The organism is Burkholderiales bacterium (assembly GCA_036262035.1).
Classification (GTDB): domain Bacteria; phylum Pseudomonadota; class Gammaproteobacteria; order Burkholderiales; family SG8-41; genus JAQGMV01.
In genome coordinates, this window is the sequence record DATAJS010000018.1 from 123,288 (window position 1) to 140,282 (window position 16,995).

A 16,995-nucleotide genomic window follows, 5' to 3' on the forward strand; every position below is an offset into this window, starting at 1 on the left:
GATGAAGACCACCGCACACAGCAACATCAAGAGCCTCTCCCGCCGCAAGTTCATCGTCAATTCGGCGCTCGTCACCGGCGGCCTCGCGATCTCTCTCAAGCTCCCGTTCGGAGGCAGCGCCCATGCGGCCGCGGCGACCGGCGGCGCTGCCGCGCAGGGCGCGGAGATCAACCACTGGGTCGTCATCAAGCCCGACGAGTCGGTCGTGATCCGCGTCGCCCGCGCCGAGATGGGCCAGGGCACGCACACCGGCCTCGCGCAGCTCCTCGCCGAAGAGCTCGAGTGCAACTGGAGCAAGGTCTCGGTCGAGCCGATCACCGCAGGCCAGAACTACGGCCGCAAGCGCGCGTGGGGCGACATGTCCACCGGCGGCAGCCGCGGCATCCGCACTTCACAGGACTACATCCGCCAGAGCGGCGCCGCCGCGCGCGGCATGCTGCTGCAGGCCGCCGCCGACGAGTGGAAGGTGCCGGTCGGCGAGGTTACCGTCGAGAACGGCGTCATCTCGCATAAAGCGTCGAACCGCACGACGACCTACGGCAAGGTCGCCGCGGCCGCGTCGAAGCTGCCCCCGCCCGATCTGAAGTCGGTCAAGCTCAAGGACCCGAAGCAGTGGAAGATCGCCGGCAAGCCGGTGAAGCGCGTCGACACCGCGCCCAAGCTCGACGGCAGCCAGATCTACGCGATCGACATCAAGCTGCCCGGGATGCTGAACGCCGCGATCATGCAGTGCCCGGTGTTCGGCGGGAAGCTCGTCTCCTTCGACGAGGCGAAGATCGCCAAGATGCCGGGCGTGGTGAAAGCGGTGAAGGTGGACGACGGCACGGTCGCGGTGGTGGCCGACACGTGGTGGCACGCCAGCACCGCGCTCAAGGCGCTGCCGATCAAATGGGACGAAGGCGAGAACGCCAAGGCCAACACCGCGTCCATCCTCGCCCACCTGAAGGAAGGTCTCACCAACGCCGACGAGAAATACGCCGACATCAACGAGGGCGACGCGATCAAGGCCTACGCCGCCGCGCCGAAGAAAGTGGAAGCGACCTACAGCGTGCCGTTCGTCGCGCACGCGTGCATGGAGCCGATGAACGCGGTGGTGCGTCTCACCGCCGACAAGGCCGAAGTGTGGGTCGCCACGCAGAACGCCGAAGCGTCGCTCGCCGCGCTCTCGACGGCATCCGGCCTTCCGCTCGCGCAGTGCGAAGCGTATCCGCAGACGCTCGGCGGCGGGTTCGGACGCCGCGGCGGCACGCAGGACTACGTGCGCCAGGCGACGCTCATCGCCAAGCAGCTCCCGCCGGGAACGCCGGTGAAGATGATCTGGAGCCGCGAAGAGGACATGACGCACGACTTCTACCGCCCGATCACGCAGTGCCTGCTGCAGGGCGGCCTCGACGAGAAGGGCAATCTGCAGAGCCTGCGCATCCGCGTCTCGGGACAGTCGATCAACGCGTACCTCAATCCGTCGGCGATCAAGGGCGGCGGGGACAAGCGCCAGCTCCAGGGCTATTACAAGGAGCCCGGTGACGCGCAGCTCGGCTATTCGGTGCCGAACCTGCGCACCGAGTACGCGATGCGCAACACCCACGTGCCGGTCGGCCCGTGGCGCGGCGTCAACACCAACCAGAACTCGATCTTCCTCGAGTGCTTCATGGACGAGCTCGCGAAGGCCGCGAACAAGGATCCGGTGGAGTTCCGCCGCGCGCTGATGAAGGAGCATCCGAAGCACCTCGGCGTGCTGAACGCGACCGCCGAAGCCGCGGGCTGGGGCAAGCCGCTGCCGAACGGTGTGTATCGCGGGGTCGCGCAGCACATGGGCTACGGCAGCTACACCGCCGCGGTCGCCGAAGTGTCGATGGTCGGCGGCAAGGTGAAGGTGCACCGTCTCGTCATGGGGACGAACTGCGGCCATGCGGTCAGCATCGACCAGATCAAGGCGCAGGTGGAAGGCTCGGTCGCCTACGGTCTGGGCGCCGCGTACTACCAGGAGCTCAACGTCGACAAGGGCCGGATCGTGGAAGACAACTTCCACACCTACAAGATGATGACGATGGCCGACTTCCCGAAAGTCGAGACGGTGATCGCGCCGACCTACGACTTCTGGGGCGGCGTCGGCGAGCCGACGATCTGCGTCGCAGCGCCGGCGGTGATGAACGCGATCTTCGCCGCCACCGGCAAGCCCGTGCGCTCGCTGCCGATGAAGAACCTGAAGCTCGTGTAAGACGGTCGGGTCTGACCCCGGCTTCATCGGGGTCTGACCCGGGTTTCGCCTTACGAGACCGGCCGCGAGGCCGGTCTTTTTTTAGGGGCACACATGGACCTGAACCTCAAAGGACTCACCGCGCTCGTCACCGGCGCCTCGCGCGGCATCGGCTTCGCGATCGCACAAGGCCTTGCGCGCGAGGGCTGTCACCTGCATCTCGCCGCGCGCACCGCGGCGGACCTCGAAGCGGCCCGCAAGAAGATCCTCGACGAATGCGAGGTGCGGGTCGGCTGCCACGCGCTCGATCTCTCCGAAAGCGCGAGCATCGCCAAGCTCGCCGAGCGCTGCGGCCAGGTCGACATCCTCGTCAACAACGCCGGCGGCATTCCCGCGGCGCGCCTGTCCGAGATCGACGATGCGCGCTGGCGCAAGGCCTGGGACCTGAAGGTCTTCGGCTACATCAACCTCACGCGCGAGATCTACAACGCGATGAAGGCGAAGCGCCGCGGCGCGATCGTCAACGTCATCGGCATCTCGGGCGAGCGGCTGCGCCAGGACTACATCGCGGGCTCGACCGGCAACGCCGCGCTGATGGCGTTCACCAGGACGCTCGGCGGCGAGAGCGTCGATCACGGCGTGCGAGTGGTCGGCGTGAATCCCGGACAGATCGACACCGACCGCCTGCGCTCGCGCTACGAGGGGCGCGCGAAAGCCGAGCTCGGCGACGGCAATCGCTGGCGCGAGCTCATCAGGAACGCGCCTTTCGGCCGCCTCGCGCGCGCCGACGAGATCGCCGACGCGGTCGTGTGGCTGGCGTCGTCGCGGGCGTCGTACGTGAGCGGGACGATACTCACCGTCGACGGCGGACGCGCGGTGAGGAATACGTGATGGGACCGTCATTGCGAGGAGCGATAGCGACGAAGCAATCCCGAGACGCTCGGTGGTTTTCGTTCGCAACGAGATCGCCGCGTCGCGCTTACGCGCTCCTCGCGATGACCGTTTGGGGTTTCTGCGCGCCCGCGCTTGCGCAGACGCCCTACCCCGCCAAACCCCTGCGCATCGTCGTCCCCTTCCCGCCCGGCGGCGGAGTCGATCTGCTCGCGCGCATCGTCGGCGGGAAAGTCGCGGAGACCTGGGGCCAGCCGCTCGTCGTCGATCATCGTCCCGGCGCGTCGGCGACGCTGGGCGCCGATCTCGTGGCGAAGTCGCCGCCCGACGGCCACACGCTGGTGCTCGTCACCACGAGCTTCGCCATGACGCCGGGCTTGCAGAAAGTGCCTTACGACCCGGTGCGCGACTTCACGCCGCTCACGCTGATCGCGGTCGTGCCGAACATCGTCATGATCCATCCGTCGCTGCCGGCGCGGAACCTGAAGGAGCTCGTGGCCCTCGCGCGCGCCAGGCCGGGACAGCTCACCTACGCCTCGTCGGGCTACGCGAGCGTGCCGCACCTCGTGATGGAGATGCTGCGCATGACCGTGCGGGGGCTCGATCTGACGCACGTGCCGTACAAAGGCAATTCGCAGGCGCTGACCGCGCTGCTCACCGGCGAGGTCACCATCGCCGGCACCGCGCTGCCTTCGGCGATGCCGCATATCGTCAACGGCAGGCTCAAGCCCATCGCGATCACGAGCGCGAAGCGCTCGGGCGCGGTGCCGCAGGTGCCCACGCTCGCCGAGTCGGGCGCGCAAGGGTACGAGTACGCCTCCGACTTCGGCCTGCTGCTGCCCGCGCGCGTGCCGCCCGAGGTCGTCGCCAAGCTGCACAACGAGATCGCACGCACGCTCAGGATGACCGACGTCGCCGACAAGCTGAACGCGCAGGGTTACGAGATCTCGGGCGCAGGGCCGGAAGAATACGCCGCGAAGATCCGCGCGGACCTCGTGAAATGGGCGAAGGTCATACGCGCGGCGAAGCTGCGGCAGGAGTGAGCCGGCGGTCTAGCGATCGGGCCGCGCCCCGGACGCGACGACCGCCTCGCGCATCTTCTTCATCTGTACAGCGAGATACGCCGCGAGCTCTTGCGGCGTGCTCGTCTGCGGCTCGATGCCGATGTTGGCGAAGTGCTCGCGCATGTCAGCCGGCTGCAGCGCCTTGACGATCTCGTCGTGCAGCCGGGCCACGGTCGCCTGTGGGGTGCGTGCGGGAGCGAAGATGCTGTACCAGCCGATGAACTCGTAACCGGGCACCGTCTCGCCGATCGGCGGTACGTCCGGCGCCAGCGGGGAACGCTGGGCGCTGGTGATGCCGAGCGCGCGCAAGCGGCCCGCACGTACCGAAGGCAGCACCGCCGGCACGACCGAGATGAGGGCGTGCACCTGTCCGGCGATCGTATCGGTCATCGCCGCGGTCACGCCCTTGTACGGCACGTGCTGAAGGTCGATGCCGGTCATGCTTTTCAATATCTCGAACGACAGGTGCGGCGGCGACCCCGAGCCGCCCGAGCCGTAACGGAGCTGGCGCGGCTTCGATCTGGCGACCGCGATCAGCTCCTTCACCGAGTTGGCAGGGACACCGGGATGGACCACGAGCAGGAACGGCGTCGTGCCGACCATCGTGATCGGCGCGAAGTCTTTCGCGAGGTCGTAGCGGAGCTTGTCGTACATCTGGGACACGATGACGGCCTGCGACGTGATGATGACCAGCGTGTAGCCGTCGGGCGCGGCGCGCGCCGCGATCTCCGAGCCGATGATGCCGCTCGCGCCCGGCCGCGTGTCGACGATGACCTGCTGGCCCAGCGCGTCGGTGAGCTTGCCGCCGACGAGGCGCCCCACGATGTCGGGACCGGAGCCCGGTGAGCTCAGCGCGATGAGCCGGATCGGTTTTTCGGGATAAGCGCCCGCGGAAGACTTCTGCGCATGAGCGGCGCAGGCGAGTAGCGTTCCCGCGCAAGCCGTCATCGCGAGGCGCCGAAGGCGCCGTGGCGATCCCGTGGCGCACGGAAATCCTCTACGGACGCTCCGGGATTGCTTCGTCGCTTCGCTCCTCGCAATGACGGCAGTTACTGTTACCGCTTCAGCCCGCGCCGCCCGGTCTCGCGCGCGCGATAGAGACCGCCGTCCGCAGCCGTGACGTACAGGCTTGCGAGGTCCGCATCGCCGAACGCGCAGCGCATCGGCGCATCCGCGGGGGCGGGATGCGTCTGCAGTATCGTCCCGCCCGGCGATATGACGACGACCGCAGGCGCCGTGCCGCTCTTCTTCCAGCCCATGCACGCGACGATGTTGCCTTCGCTGTCGAGGCACATGCCTTCGATGCCGCGTTCGTTCGCCTGGAGATTGAGCAGCACCTTGCGCGGTCCCACGACGCCGTGCGGGTCGAGCGGATACGCGAAGAGCTGGCACACATCGCCGCGCTCGACGTCGCCGTCCGCCACGTACAGCGTTTTCTCGTCCGCCGAGAGCAGCACCGCACGCGGCGCCGCGGTGTCGTGCGTGACGCGCGACAGGCGATACAGGCCCGGGCCGTAGCCGTCCATGCGCAGCACCGAAGCGTGCGGCAGGAACGGATAAGCCGGCGGTCCGTACGGCGGCTGAGAGTTATAGGGATCGGCGATCCACAGACGGCCTTTGCTGTCGATGGCGAGATCGACGGGCTGGTTGTGATGCGCGCCGTCGAGCAGCTCCTGGGTCGGCGCGGTCGAGCCGTCCTCGAGAAAGTGAATCACGCGGCGGCCGCCTTCCTGCGCGCCGAACACGGTGCCGTCCTTCGCCACCGCGAGCCCGTTGGTGCGGCCCGTGAACCAGCGGAACAGCTCGGTTTTCCCGGTCGACGGGTCGTAGCGCAGGATGCGCTCTTCGGCGACCGCGCTGAACAGCATTCCCTTGCCGTCCCACGCGAGGCCTCCCGTTCTGCCTTTGCAGGGTCCCGCCACCAATTCGAATGTCCAGTCCATCCTCTTCTCCTCAGCGCGACGGAACGCCGGCGATGTTGATGCGCGTGCGCACCACCGAGCCGATCATCGTGATGTACAGCGATTTCCAGTCATCGTCGCCGAACGCGAGGTTCGTCGGATGGTGTCCTTCGGTCTTGATGCGAACGATGGGTTTGCCCGAAGGGTCGTGCACCCAGATGCCGCCCGGAGCGGTGCACCACACGTTGCCGGCGGTGTCGCACTTCATGCCGTCGGGGACGCCGCGCTCCGGACCGGTGTAGCGATAGAACTCGCGCGACTTGCCGACGGTGCCGTCGGCCTTCACGTCGTAGGCGCGGATCACGCGCTCGCGGCTGCAGTTCACGTAGAGGATCTTCTCGTCGGGAGAGAAGCACAGGCCGTTCGGATAGACGTTGTCCTCGGCGACGGCGGTCATCTCGCTGCCGTCAGCCGAGATGCGGAAGACGGGCTGCGTCTCGAGATAGCGCTGGAGATCGTGACCGACCATGCCGACGTTGAGCAGGCCGCCCGGCGGATCGGTGAACCAGATCGAGCCGTCCGACTTCACGACGATGTCGTTGGGGCTGTTGAGCTTCTTGCCCTGCCATTTATCGGCGAGCGTTTTCCACGCCCCGTTCTTTTCCTGGCGGAACACCGTGCGCCCGCCCCAGCCCGCGACGACGAGCCGGTTCTCGAGGTCGAGGCAGGTGCCGTTCGCCTTGACCGAGTTGCTCATCACCACTTCCTGGCCGGTGCCCGGCTTCCACTTCCAGATGGTGTCGCCGATGATGTCGGTGAAGAAGAGCTGTTTCCCCTTCGCGTCCCAGGTCGGGCCTTCGCCGAAGATGATGTCGCGCGCGAGAACCTCTATCGGCGGGCTCGGATCGATGATCTTCTGCCACCCCGGTGCGCACAAGTCGACTTCCACGCCTATCGTTTCCAGTGATCCGTGCATAGGTTTGTCTCTCTTATGATGCTCGGCGGGTCTCGAGCCCCGCCCAATATACTAAACCGTCCCTCCTTACGTCTTGATCGACCTCGTCCGCACCGACGGACGGCCTCTCGCGAGCCGCTCGTACTCGGAGATCACCTGCGCGCCCAGCAGCAGCGCGGTCGCGGCGATCTCGAGGCTGAACAGCACGACGATCGACGTGGTGAGCGAGCCGTAGACGCGGCCGACCTGCGACAGCGTCGCGAAGTACCACACCAGGATGTGCCGCGTGACCTCCCACAGGAACGCCGCGGTGACCGCGCCGATCAGCGCATGCCGCAGCGAGAGCCTGCCCACCGGCATGACGAGGTAGATCGAGGTCAGCAGGAAGATCTCGCCGGCCACGCCCACGAGGTAGAGCAGCACGCCCGACACGCCCGACAGCGACCAGAGGTGTCCGAACAGGCGCACCTGCTCCTCGCCCACCGTCTGCAGCCCCGCCGATACGAACGTCACGACGAGCAGGCCGGCGCCCAGCAGCAGGATGTAGCAGTACGGCAGCAGCGCCGACACCAGGAAGTGCCGGTGCCTCACGCCGAAGCGGTGCAGGAAGATCACGCTCATCGCTTTTTCGAGCATCGAGAACGCGAGCGAGCTGAAGAAGACCATCGTCAGCAGCAGCACCCAGCCGAGCACCTGCGGGTTGGCGAGAAAGCTCGAGAGCTCGCGCAGGATCGCGCGCGACTGTCCGGGCACGAGCCATTCGAGGTAGTGCCCGAGCGTGTGCAGCAGCTCCTCCTGGCCGATGAGGTGGGAGAGCGCGATGACGATCAGGATGAGCAGCGGGATGAGCGACAGCAGCGTGTAGTACGCCACCGCCCCCGCGAGCAGCAGTCCCTGGTTGGCCTGGAACGCCTTCAGCGTCTGCTTGATGAACGTCCAGGGATGCTGGAGCACGTACGCCGCGGGGCTGCCCGCGACCGGGCGCTCTTCCGCGGCGTGGTCCGCGCTCATTCGGCGCGTATGCCCGCGGCGCGGATCACCTCCGCCCACGTCCTGCGCTCGTCGCGGATGCGCGCGGCGAGCGCCTGCGGAGTGCTCGTCTCGCTTTCCAGGCCCTGCGTCGCCATCACCTGCTGCACGTCCGGCCTTTGCAGCGCTCGCCCCGTCTCGTCACGGAGGCGGTTGACGATGGCCTGCGGCGTGCCGGCCGGGACGAGCAAGGCGTACCAGCTCGTCACGTCGAAGCCCGGAAAGCCCGACTCGGCCATCGTCGGCACCTCCGGCGCCACTTTCGAGCGCTGGAGACCCGTCGTGGCGAGCGCCCTCAGCTTCCCCGCTTTCACGTGCGGCAGCGACGACGCGACGCTGCCGAAGATGAGCTGCGCTTCGCCCGCGAGCACCGCCGCGGCCGCAGGACCGCCCCCCTTGTAAGGCACGTGGGTGAGCCGTATGCCGGCACGCTTCTGGAACAGCTCGCCGGCGAGGTGCAGCGGGCTGCCCACCCCGGCGGAGGCGAAGTTGAGCGCGTCGGGCTTCTGCTTCGCCAGCGCGACCAGCTCCTTGACCGAGGCCGCGGCGACGCTCGGGTGGACGACGAGCAGGTACTGCGCGGTCGCGAGCAGCGTCACCGGCGCGAGGTCGCGGCTCACGTCGAACGGCAGCTTGTACAGCGTCGGATTCACGGTGAGGACGGTCGAGAAGCCCATCAGCACGGTGTGCCCGTCGGGCGCGGCGCGCGCGGTGGTCTCGGCGGAGATGTTGCCCGCCGCGCCCGCGCGGTTATCGACCACCCACTGCTGGCCCATCGCCTCGGTCAGCTTGGGCGTGATGATCCGCGCCAGGGTGTCCGCGCCGCCGCCGGGCGCGAAAGGCACGAGGAGCCGTATCGGCTTGCTCGGATAGTCGGCAGCGTAGGCACCCACCGCCAACCACCACGCTGCGAGCACCCACGCCACTTTTTTCGTCACCGCTTTATCCGTCACCGCCTCACCCGTCACCGTTTCATCCGTCACTTCTCAACCCGGCCTGGGTCAGCCTAACGACCTCTCCCGCATCCGGCATCTCCTCCAGCCGCCACAGCGCCGCGAGCAGGCGGGTCGTCTGCGCCTCGTCCAGGACCTCGCGCGCGAGCTTGCGGAATTTGTTTTCCAGCTCGCCGTCCGACATCGGGTTCTTCCAGTGGCCCTTGTGATATTCGACCACCGCTTCATGACGTTCGCCGCCGGTCGTGACCAGCGTCATGCGGCAGAGCATGGCTTCGGGCATGCGGCGGTCGGCTTCCTCGGTCGCGGTCGCTTTCACCCGCCGCGTCAGCGCGCGCAGCTTCGGGTCGTTCAGGTAGCGCTCGCCGAAATGCTTCTGCTCCACTTCACCATGCATCAGGGCGACCGCGACGGTGTACGGCATGCTGTGATCGGCCGATTCGCGCGTCTTCGGTTCCCACTTGTCGGGGTCGCCGGCCATGAGCCGGATCGCGGTGGTCACCGTTTCGATCTCGACCGCGGCGATCTCCTCCGGACCGCCGACCTTGCTCCGGAGCTGAAGCGCGGCCTCGACCACGGTCTGCGAATACTGCCCGAGCGGAAAGCGCTTCACGCTGCATTCCATGATCTTGAAGGAGTGCCCTGCCTCGCCGCCCAGGGTTCGCAGCTCGAAAGGCTGGCGGGTCACCGCCTTGAAGTATCCGCCCACGCCTTCGAAGACCGGCGAAGGGCCGGTCATGCCGCGCGACGCCAGCATCGCGGCGAACACCGCATTGCGGCTCGCGTTGGCGTAGGCGCAGCCTTTCCACATCGACACGTGGCCGATGCGCGTCTGGTAGAGCGCGACGTTGGGGGCGATGCCGAGGTTGAACGCCTGCGCGATCTCGGGCTCGGACAACCCCAGGAGCCGTGCCGCGGCCGCGGTGCTCGCCATACCGCCGACGGTGACATGGTCGAAGCCGAGCGGCTTCAGGTCGACTTCGTCGCAGACCCGGCAGAACACTTCGTAGGCGAGCACGGTCGCGACGATGGCGTCCCGGCCGCTGCGGCGCCTGAGCTCGGACGTCGTCAGCACTGCCGCGATGCTGTCGCTCGGATGGCCCGATTCGCCGGTGCTGGTGTAACCGTCGTTGTAATCGAGGAAGCGGATCATCACCCCGTTGGCGAAGGTCGCGAGGTCGAGGCTGGTGTGCTCGCCGCTGCCGATGAGCGTCACCGGCTCGCTGCTGCGCACGGTCGCCGCGAGCTCGCGCGCGATGCGTGCCGGCTCGCTCCAGTAACCGCCGAGCGCGCAGCCGATCGTATCGACGATGAGCCGCTTGGCCTGGTGCACCACTTCGGGAGGCAGCGCCTCGAAAGTAAGGCCGCTCGCGTAGCGGCTCAATCGTTCGACGAGTGTCATTGCAGCCTTCAGTCGATGGGAATGCGTCTATGTTAATCGCGGACCGAGGCTTTTCGCACACCTCGAGGATGTCGCCTGTATGTTTTGCGCAACCGTTCGTGGATTGCGCTCGTTATTTGCCAAAGATTCCGCGCGGTTTCACGTAAGCCGTGGGTAGAATGAAAAACAGATATGTCTTGCACATGAGGCAGTACCCAGAATGTCGCAGACGCACGCGCCGGGTGGGCTGAGGCGCTCTGCGCCGTCGCCCGCAGCGAAGCCGCCGGCCCAGCCGCCGGCTCGTGGATCGAAGCTCTTCTATTGGGTTTTGATCGTCCTGGCGTTTCTGGTGTTCGGGTACGCCGTCTACAGCGAATTCCAGGCGTCCCGCCTGCAGGCGCGCTACTTCTCCGGCCTGGCGCGCGACATGAAGTTCGTCGTCGAGCCCGGCGCCAGCGCCTCGATCCGCTTTCCCCAGCACGGCCCGTACGACCAGCGCCTCGGTTACAGCGAGATGCCGGGGTTCATCAAGCGCCTGACCGCCAAAGGCTACGAGATCGACGCGCAGGCGCGGGTCACGCACAAGCTGGCGCACCTCATCGAATCGGGCTACGCGCCGCCATACGGCGAGAAGACCCAGGCCGGCCTTGCGGTGCTCGACTGCCGCGGCGAGCCGCTCTTCAACTTCAGCTACCCCGAGCGCGCTTACAAGGATTTCGAGTCCATTCCCGGACCGGTCGTCCACAGCCTGCTCTTCATCGAGAACCGCGAGCTCCTCGACGCGACCTATCCCACGCGCAACCCCGCGATCGAATGGACGCGCTTCGGGCGCGCGATCGGCGCGCAGTTCATGAAGATCGTCGACCGCGATTACGACGCGCCCGGCGGCAGCACGCTCGCCACCCAGATCGAGAAATACCGCCACTCGCCCGGCGGCATCACGGCCTCGGCGATGGAGAAGCTGCGGCAGATGTACTCGGCAACCCTGCGCGCCTACTCCGCCGGGCCGGACACGTCCGGCGCGCGCCGCCGCATCGTCCTCGAGTACCTCAACACCGTGCCGTTCGCCGCGGCGCCCGAATACGGCGAAGTCACCGGCATCGGCGACGGCCTGTGGGCGTGGTTCGGCGCGGATTTCCGACGCGTGAACGCGCTCCTGTCCAAGCCCGCCGTCGCGGGCTCGAGCGAGCTCGCCGAGCAGGGCCGGGCGTACCGCCAGGTGCTCTCGCTGCTCATCTCGCAGCGGCGCCCGACGTGGTTCCTCGGACCGGGCCGCGAGCAGCTCAACGGGCTGACCGAGAGCTACATCCGCCTCGCCGCGCTCAACAACGTCATCACGCCGGAGCTGCGCGACGCGGCGCTCGACAGCAAGCTCACCTTCCGCACCGAAGGCACCCAGCCGCGCGCCTTCGTGCGCTCGTGGAAAGGCGCGACCGCGATCCGCAACCGGCTCGCCGCGACGCTGGATACACCGCGGCTCTACGACGTCGACCGGCTCGACGTGCAGGTCGCGAGCACGCTCGACGCCGAGATGCAGGACGCGGTCACCGACGTGCTGAAGCGCCTCGGGGACCGCGCGTACGTGAAGTCCGCGAACCTCGCGGGCGAGCGCCTCCTCGGCGCGGCCGATCCGGGCTCGGTGCTCTACACCTTCACGCTCTACGAGCGCGGCAAGGACGCCAACTTCGTCCGCATCCAGACCGACAACTCCAGCCAGCCGTTCGACACCAACGAGCAGGCCAAGCTCGAGCTCGGCTCGACCGCCAAGCTGCGCACGCTCGCGACGTACCTCGAGATCGTCTCGAACCTGCACGAGCAGTTGTCCGAGAAGCCGGCGAAGGAGCTGCGCGCGATGGAGGTCGACCCGCGCGACCACATGACGCGCTGGGCGATCGAGTACCTGGCGAGCGGCCGCGACAAGAGCCTGGAAGCGATGCTCGACGCGGCGCTCGAGCGGCGCTACTCGGCGAGCCCGGGCGAGACCTTCTTCACCGGCGCCGGCGCGCACACCTTCTCCAACTTCAAGCGCGAGGACGACTTCAAGCAGCCGAGCGTGAAAGAAGCGCTGCGCGAATCGATCAACCTCGCGTTCATCCGCATCATGCGGGACGTGGCGTATCACTTCATCTACCGCGGCCCCGATTCCAGCGGCAAGGTGCTCCAGGACCCGCGCCACCCCGAGCGCGCGGTGTATCTCTCGCGCTTCGCCGACCACGAAGGGCGCGTCTTCATGCGCCACTTCTACCGCAAGTACCAGGGGCTCGCGCGCGACGACATCCTCCCCGAGTTCCTCGACAACGTCCGCCCCGCACCGCATCGCTACGCGGTGATCTACCGGACGGTGGTGCCGGAAGGCAATCTCCAGCAGTTCGCGCAGTTCATGCGCGCCCAGATGCCGGGCTCGACGCTGACCGACGGCGACCTCGCTGCGCTGTACGAGAAGTACGGCATCGACAAGTTCAGCCTCCAGGACCGCGGCTACCTCGCGCGCGTGCATCCGCTCGAGCTGTGGCTGGTCGCGTACATGCGGCAGAACCCCGACGCGAAGTTCGACAAGATCGTGGAAGCGAGCCGCGACGAGCGCCAGGCGGTCTACCAGTGGCTCTTCAAGAGCAAGGCCAAAGCGGCGCAGAACACGCGCATCCGCACCTTGCTCGAAATGGAAGCCTTTACCGAGATCCACAAGCACTGGAAGCGCCTCGGCTACCCGTTCAACTCGCTGGTGCCCTCCTACGCCACCGCGATCGGCGTGTCCGGCGATCGTCCCGCCGCACTCGCCGAATTGATGGGCATCATCCTCAACAACGGCGTGCGTCTGCCGACCTCGCGCATCGAGGAGCTGCACTTTGCCGCCGACACGCCGTACGAGACCATCGTCCGGCGCGGCGGAGTGAAGCCGGAGCAGGTGATGAAGCCCGAGGTCGCCGCGGCGCTGAAGAAAGCGGTGACCGACGTCGTCGAGAACGGCACCGCGCGCCGCGTGAAAGGCGCGTTCAAGCTGAGCGACAAGACCGAGCTCACGGTCGGCGGCAAGACCGGCACCGGCGACAACCGCGTCGAGGTCTTCGGCGCCGGCGGCCATCTCATCAAGTCCAAGGCGGTGAGCCGCACCGCGACGTTCGCCTTCTTCATCGGCGACCGCTGGTTCGGCGTGATCACGGCCTACGTGCCCGGCGCGACCGCGCAGAACTACAACTTCACCAGCGCGCTGCCGGTGCAGATCCTCAAGAACCTCGCGCCCGAGCTCAACCCCTACCTCGATCCGGCGACCGCCAGGGGCTGCGGCATGAACCCCAGCGCCGCCCGCCTCGGTGAGAAGAACCGCAAGCAGGCGGCGAACATCCCGCCGCCCCAGCCCGCGCCCACCGTCGGCGCCTCCGCCGCATCGAACTGACGCGCGCCAGCGCGTCATCCCGGACCTGTGCGCGGCAGCGCACGCGATCCGGGATCCAATTCGACCTTAACTCAGGCATGGCGGGTGCTATCCTCGCTCGTCGATGACGACGGGATAGCAGGAGGCTCGCCATGCAGCGCTACATCGCGGAATTCGTAGGTACCTTCGTCCTCGTCTTCGCGAGCTGCGGCGCGGCGGTCATCGCGGGGGAAGTGATCGGCTTCGTCGGCGTCTCGTTCGCCTTCGGGCTGTCGCTGATGGCGATGATCTACGCGATCGGTCCGATCTCGGGCTGCCACATCAACCCCGCGGTGACGCTCGGCATCATCCTGTGCAAGAAGATGGACGCGAAGTACGCGCCGGGCTACATGCTCGCGCAGGTGCTCGGCGCGATCGCCGGCGCGGCGGTGCTGATGGCGATCGTGCAGGGCGCGCCGGGCGGCTACGACGCGGCGAGCGCCGGATTCGCGGCCAACGGCTACGGCGAATACTCGCCGGGGCGCTACAGCCTCACCGCCGCGCTGATCACCGAGATCGTGCTCACCTTCATCCTCGTCTACACCGTGCTCGCCGCGACCGACCTGCGCGCGCCGGTGGGCTTCGCGGGTGTGGCGATCGGCTTCGTGCTGACCCTGGTCCATCTCGTCGGAATCCCGATCGACAACACCTCGGTCAATCCCGCGCGCAGCATCGGCCCCGCCCTCTTCGTCGGCGGCTGGGCGCTCGAGCAGCTCTGGCTCTTCATCGTCGCACCCTTCGTCGGCGCCACCCTCGCCGCGATCGTCTACCGCACGACCCACACGCCGGGCGAAGTGATCCCGGTGCGCGAAGCCGAGCAGGCGTTGAAGTCCGAGCAGGCGGAACGACTTTCGTAACGCGTGACGCCTGAACCGTAGGCTGCGTGCAAACGCACCGCGCCTTTTAACCGTCATTCCCGACCCGCGATAGCGGAAGCGCCTTTGTCACCGTCATTCCCGACCCGCGACAGCGGAAGGGATCGGGAATCCATTTTGACTTTCTAAGCGACGACCGTCGCGAACGCCACGCCGCGCGATCGGGCACGGCCTTTTCGCCCGACCCAGGCGCCGCTACTGCGCTACGCTGCGTAGCGGTTGGCGCGCACGCGTGCGCGTGCGCGACCCTGCGGTGCTCGCCGAGGGCGGCTCCTGCGGAACCGACGCGACGCAATGTCGCGTCGTCCCGGACCTGTGCGCGACAGCGCACGCGATCCGGGATCCATCTTGACTTTAATTAGGGCAGCCCTCTTGAACCCCGCCCTCGGCTGCGCTCCTCGGACGCCTTCACGGGCTCAAAGCCGCCCGACCGTGCGGCTGCAATCGTGGCACGCGACAACTGTAGAGGAACTGCTGCAAGCGACCCTGAAGAGACATTCACTACGCCTACGCCGACGTCCGGTATTCGGCCGATGCTGCCATTTCACCGTGCGCTGTTCCGGTCGGCAATGCATTGGTTAGCTGCCGTTCAGCCGTGAATCGATTCGAACGGCAGCTTCTCGACCAGGCGGACGCGAACCTTCCGACCCAATATAGTCACTCCGTCCTGCATTCAGTGATACTCGTCGCAGCTGGCAGGTAGCTGTCAGCCGAACCAGGACATGTGCCTGCGGATTACGAATGAACCGACCCGAACATTCGATGTTTTCCGCTTTGGATTCGAATCTGCGGGCGCACTCGGGTTCATAAACGAATACTCAGGGCTCGCCGAGCGCCGGCTCCTATATTGGCTTCGCCGAACCCGAGGCCGCATGTTCCATTCGCGTCGGGAGGGCTCTGATGAAGCTTCAACCACACGATTCGTTCGCAGCCTACGTCGGCATCGATTGGGCCGACAAGAAGCACGACTTCTGCTTGCAGGCATCTGGTTCGAGCCGCAAAGAGGCGGGCGCGCTTATGCACACGCCGGAGGCGATCGCAGACTGGGCGAGCTCATTAAGGAAGCGCTTCCAAGGGCCGATAGCAGTCTGCCTGGAGATTGCGAAGGGTCCGCTGATCAACGCATTGCAGCGATACGACTTCTTCGTGATCTTCCCGCTCAATCCTGCGATGCTCGCTAAATACCGCGAGGCGTTTACGCCCAGCGGTGCTAAGGATGATCCATCCGACGCCGCACTTGCGCTCGAGCTGCTGCTGAGCCACCGCGACAAACTGAAGGTGCTGAAGGTGCAGAGCCCTGCCATGAGAACGCTGGCGCGGCTCGTAGAGGACCGACGGATGCTCGTGGACGATAAGACGAGAATCACCAATCGGCTCGGTAAGACTCTGAAGGAGTACTTCCCTCAAGCACTGCTCTGGTTTGAACATCGAGACACCATGGTGTTCTGCGACTTCCTGTCCCGCTGGCCGACGCTCAAGCACGCGAAGCGCGCGCGGTCAGGAACGCTGCGGTCGTTCTTCCATGACCATAACGTCAGATTCTCGACCGTGATCGACGACCGGATTCGCAGCATACGCGATGCCATGACGCTCACAGATGACGAGGCCGTGATCCAGCCTTGTCAGCTCGTGGCGCAGCTGCTCGTGGCGCAATTGCGCACAACGCTCGACGGCATCAAGCGCCTGGATGACGAAATCACCAGCGTTGCTAAGACACTGCCCGACTACAAGTTGTTCGCCGCACTGCCTGGCGCCGGTCCGATCCTCGGGCCGCGGCTGCTCGCCGCCTTCGGTGAGGAGCGCGGGCGCTATTCAAGCGCGGCTGAGGTTCAGCAGTATGTGGGCGTTGCCCCAGTGGTCGAGCGCAGCGGCAACAAGTGCTGGACACACTGGCGGTTGGCGTGTCCGACATTCCTCCGTCAGACCTTCGTCGAGTGGGCTGGAGCGACGATCCCACGGTCCTTCTGGGCAGCCGCCTATTACCGCCAGCAACTCGCCAAAGGCTGTTCTCACCGCGTCGCCATTCGCGCCTTAGCATACAAATGGATCCGCATTCTCTATCGATGCTGGAAGGACCGCGTCGCGTACGATGAAATCACCTACTTGAACGCGCTGCAGCGACGCGGCTCGCCCCTACTGAAAACTGCTTGACGGACTGGCTCAGGGCGTAAAGCGGATGTTCGCGCGAACGCTGCCGTGACGCGTTTGCTTTTTCCTTTCAGGACTTAGTGTTTCGTGCCAAACCGCTGAAACTGTGCGACGATTTCTGCTTCTTTACAATTTATACAGTCTCGACGACGCTTTAGATCGCGTCGTTTAGGACGTCTACTTGTAATG

12 protein-coding genes are annotated in these 16,995 nt (G+C 66.5%); 6 read left to right on the top strand and 6 right to left on the bottom strand.

The window, feature by feature from the left end; translation table 11 throughout:
• Position 1 precedes the first annotated feature (1 nt).
• From VHP37_21060 to VHP37_21070, 3 genes are all read left to right on the top strand, one after another.
• Positions 2-2,218 carry a molybdopterin cofactor-binding domain-containing protein gene (locus tag VHP37_21060; GenBank protein ID HEX2828854.1) on the top strand — a complete coding sequence of 739 codons (2,217 nt, stop codon included), beginning with the start codon at positions 2-4 and terminating at the stop codon, positions 2,216-2,218.
• 93 nt (positions 2,219-2,311) lie between these two features.
• On the top strand, positions 2,312-3,088 hold the full coding sequence (locus VHP37_21065) for a short-chain dehydrogenase/reductase (protein ID HEX2828855.1): 777 nt from the start codon (positions 2,312-2,314) through the stop codon (positions 3,086-3,088).
• 104 nt (positions 3,089-3,192) lie between these two features.
• A complete protein-coding gene (locus VHP37_21070) occupies positions 3,193-4,131 on the top strand; it encodes a tripartite tricarboxylate transporter substrate binding protein (GenBank protein HEX2828856.1) in 939 nt (312 codons plus the stop codon).
• Positions 4,132-4,140: 9 nt separating this feature from the next.
• Here VHP37_21070 and VHP37_21075 read toward each other — a convergent pair whose 3' ends face one another.
• The 6 genes from VHP37_21075 to VHP37_21100 form a co-directional block, all read right to left on the bottom strand.
• A complete protein-coding gene (locus VHP37_21075) occupies positions 4,141-5,100 on the bottom strand; it encodes a tripartite tricarboxylate transporter substrate binding protein (GenBank protein HEX2828857.1) in 960 nt (319 codons plus the stop codon).
• A 107-nt stretch (positions 5,101-5,207) separates the two neighbouring features.
• Complete coding sequence (locus tag VHP37_21080; protein HEX2828858.1) at positions 5,208-6,095, bottom strand: SMP-30/gluconolactonase/LRE family protein; 888 nt, start codon at positions 6,093-6,095, stop codon at positions 5,208-5,210.
• A gap of 10 nt (positions 6,096-6,105) precedes the next feature.
• A complete protein-coding gene (locus tag VHP37_21085; protein ID HEX2828859.1) occupies positions 6,106-7,002 on the bottom strand; it encodes an SMP-30/gluconolactonase/LRE family protein in 897 nt (298 codons plus the stop codon).
• A gap of 93 nt (positions 7,003-7,095) precedes the next feature.
• Entirely contained in the window at positions 7,096-8,019 is a 924-nt protein-coding gene (locus VHP37_21090; protein ID HEX2828860.1) for a YihY/virulence factor BrkB family protein, read from the bottom strand.
• Positions 8,016-8,975, bottom strand: coding sequence for a tripartite tricarboxylate transporter substrate binding protein (locus tag VHP37_21095; protein HEX2828861.1), 960 nt, complete (start codon positions 8,973-8,975; stop codon positions 8,016-8,018). Before VHP37_21095 ends, VHP37_21090 begins: the two co-directional genes overlap by 4 nt.
• Positions 8,976-9,009: 34 nt before the next feature.
• Complete coding sequence (locus VHP37_21100) at positions 9,010-10,392, bottom strand: MmgE/PrpD family protein (protein ID HEX2828862.1); 1,383 nt, start codon at positions 10,390-10,392, stop codon at positions 9,010-9,012.
• 199 nt (positions 10,393-10,591) lie between these two features.
• Here VHP37_21100 and VHP37_21105 point away from each other — a divergent pair, with 199 nt between their 5' ends.
• From VHP37_21105 to VHP37_21115, 3 genes are all read left to right on the top strand, one after another.
• Entirely contained in the window at positions 10,592-13,765 is a 3,174-nt protein-coding gene (locus tag VHP37_21105) for a transglycosylase domain-containing protein (protein HEX2828863.1), read from the top strand.
• A gap of 131 nt (positions 13,766-13,896) precedes the next feature.
• Positions 13,897-14,640, top strand: coding sequence for an aquaporin Z (gene aqpZ, locus VHP37_21110; GenBank protein HEX2828864.1), 744 nt, complete (start codon positions 13,897-13,899; stop codon positions 14,638-14,640).
• A gap of 915 nt (positions 14,641-15,555) precedes the next feature.
• A complete protein-coding gene (locus VHP37_21115; GenBank protein ID HEX2828865.1) occupies positions 15,556-16,809 on the top strand; it encodes an IS110 family transposase in 1,254 nt (417 codons plus the stop codon).
• Positions 16,810-16,995: the final 186 nt, after the last annotated feature.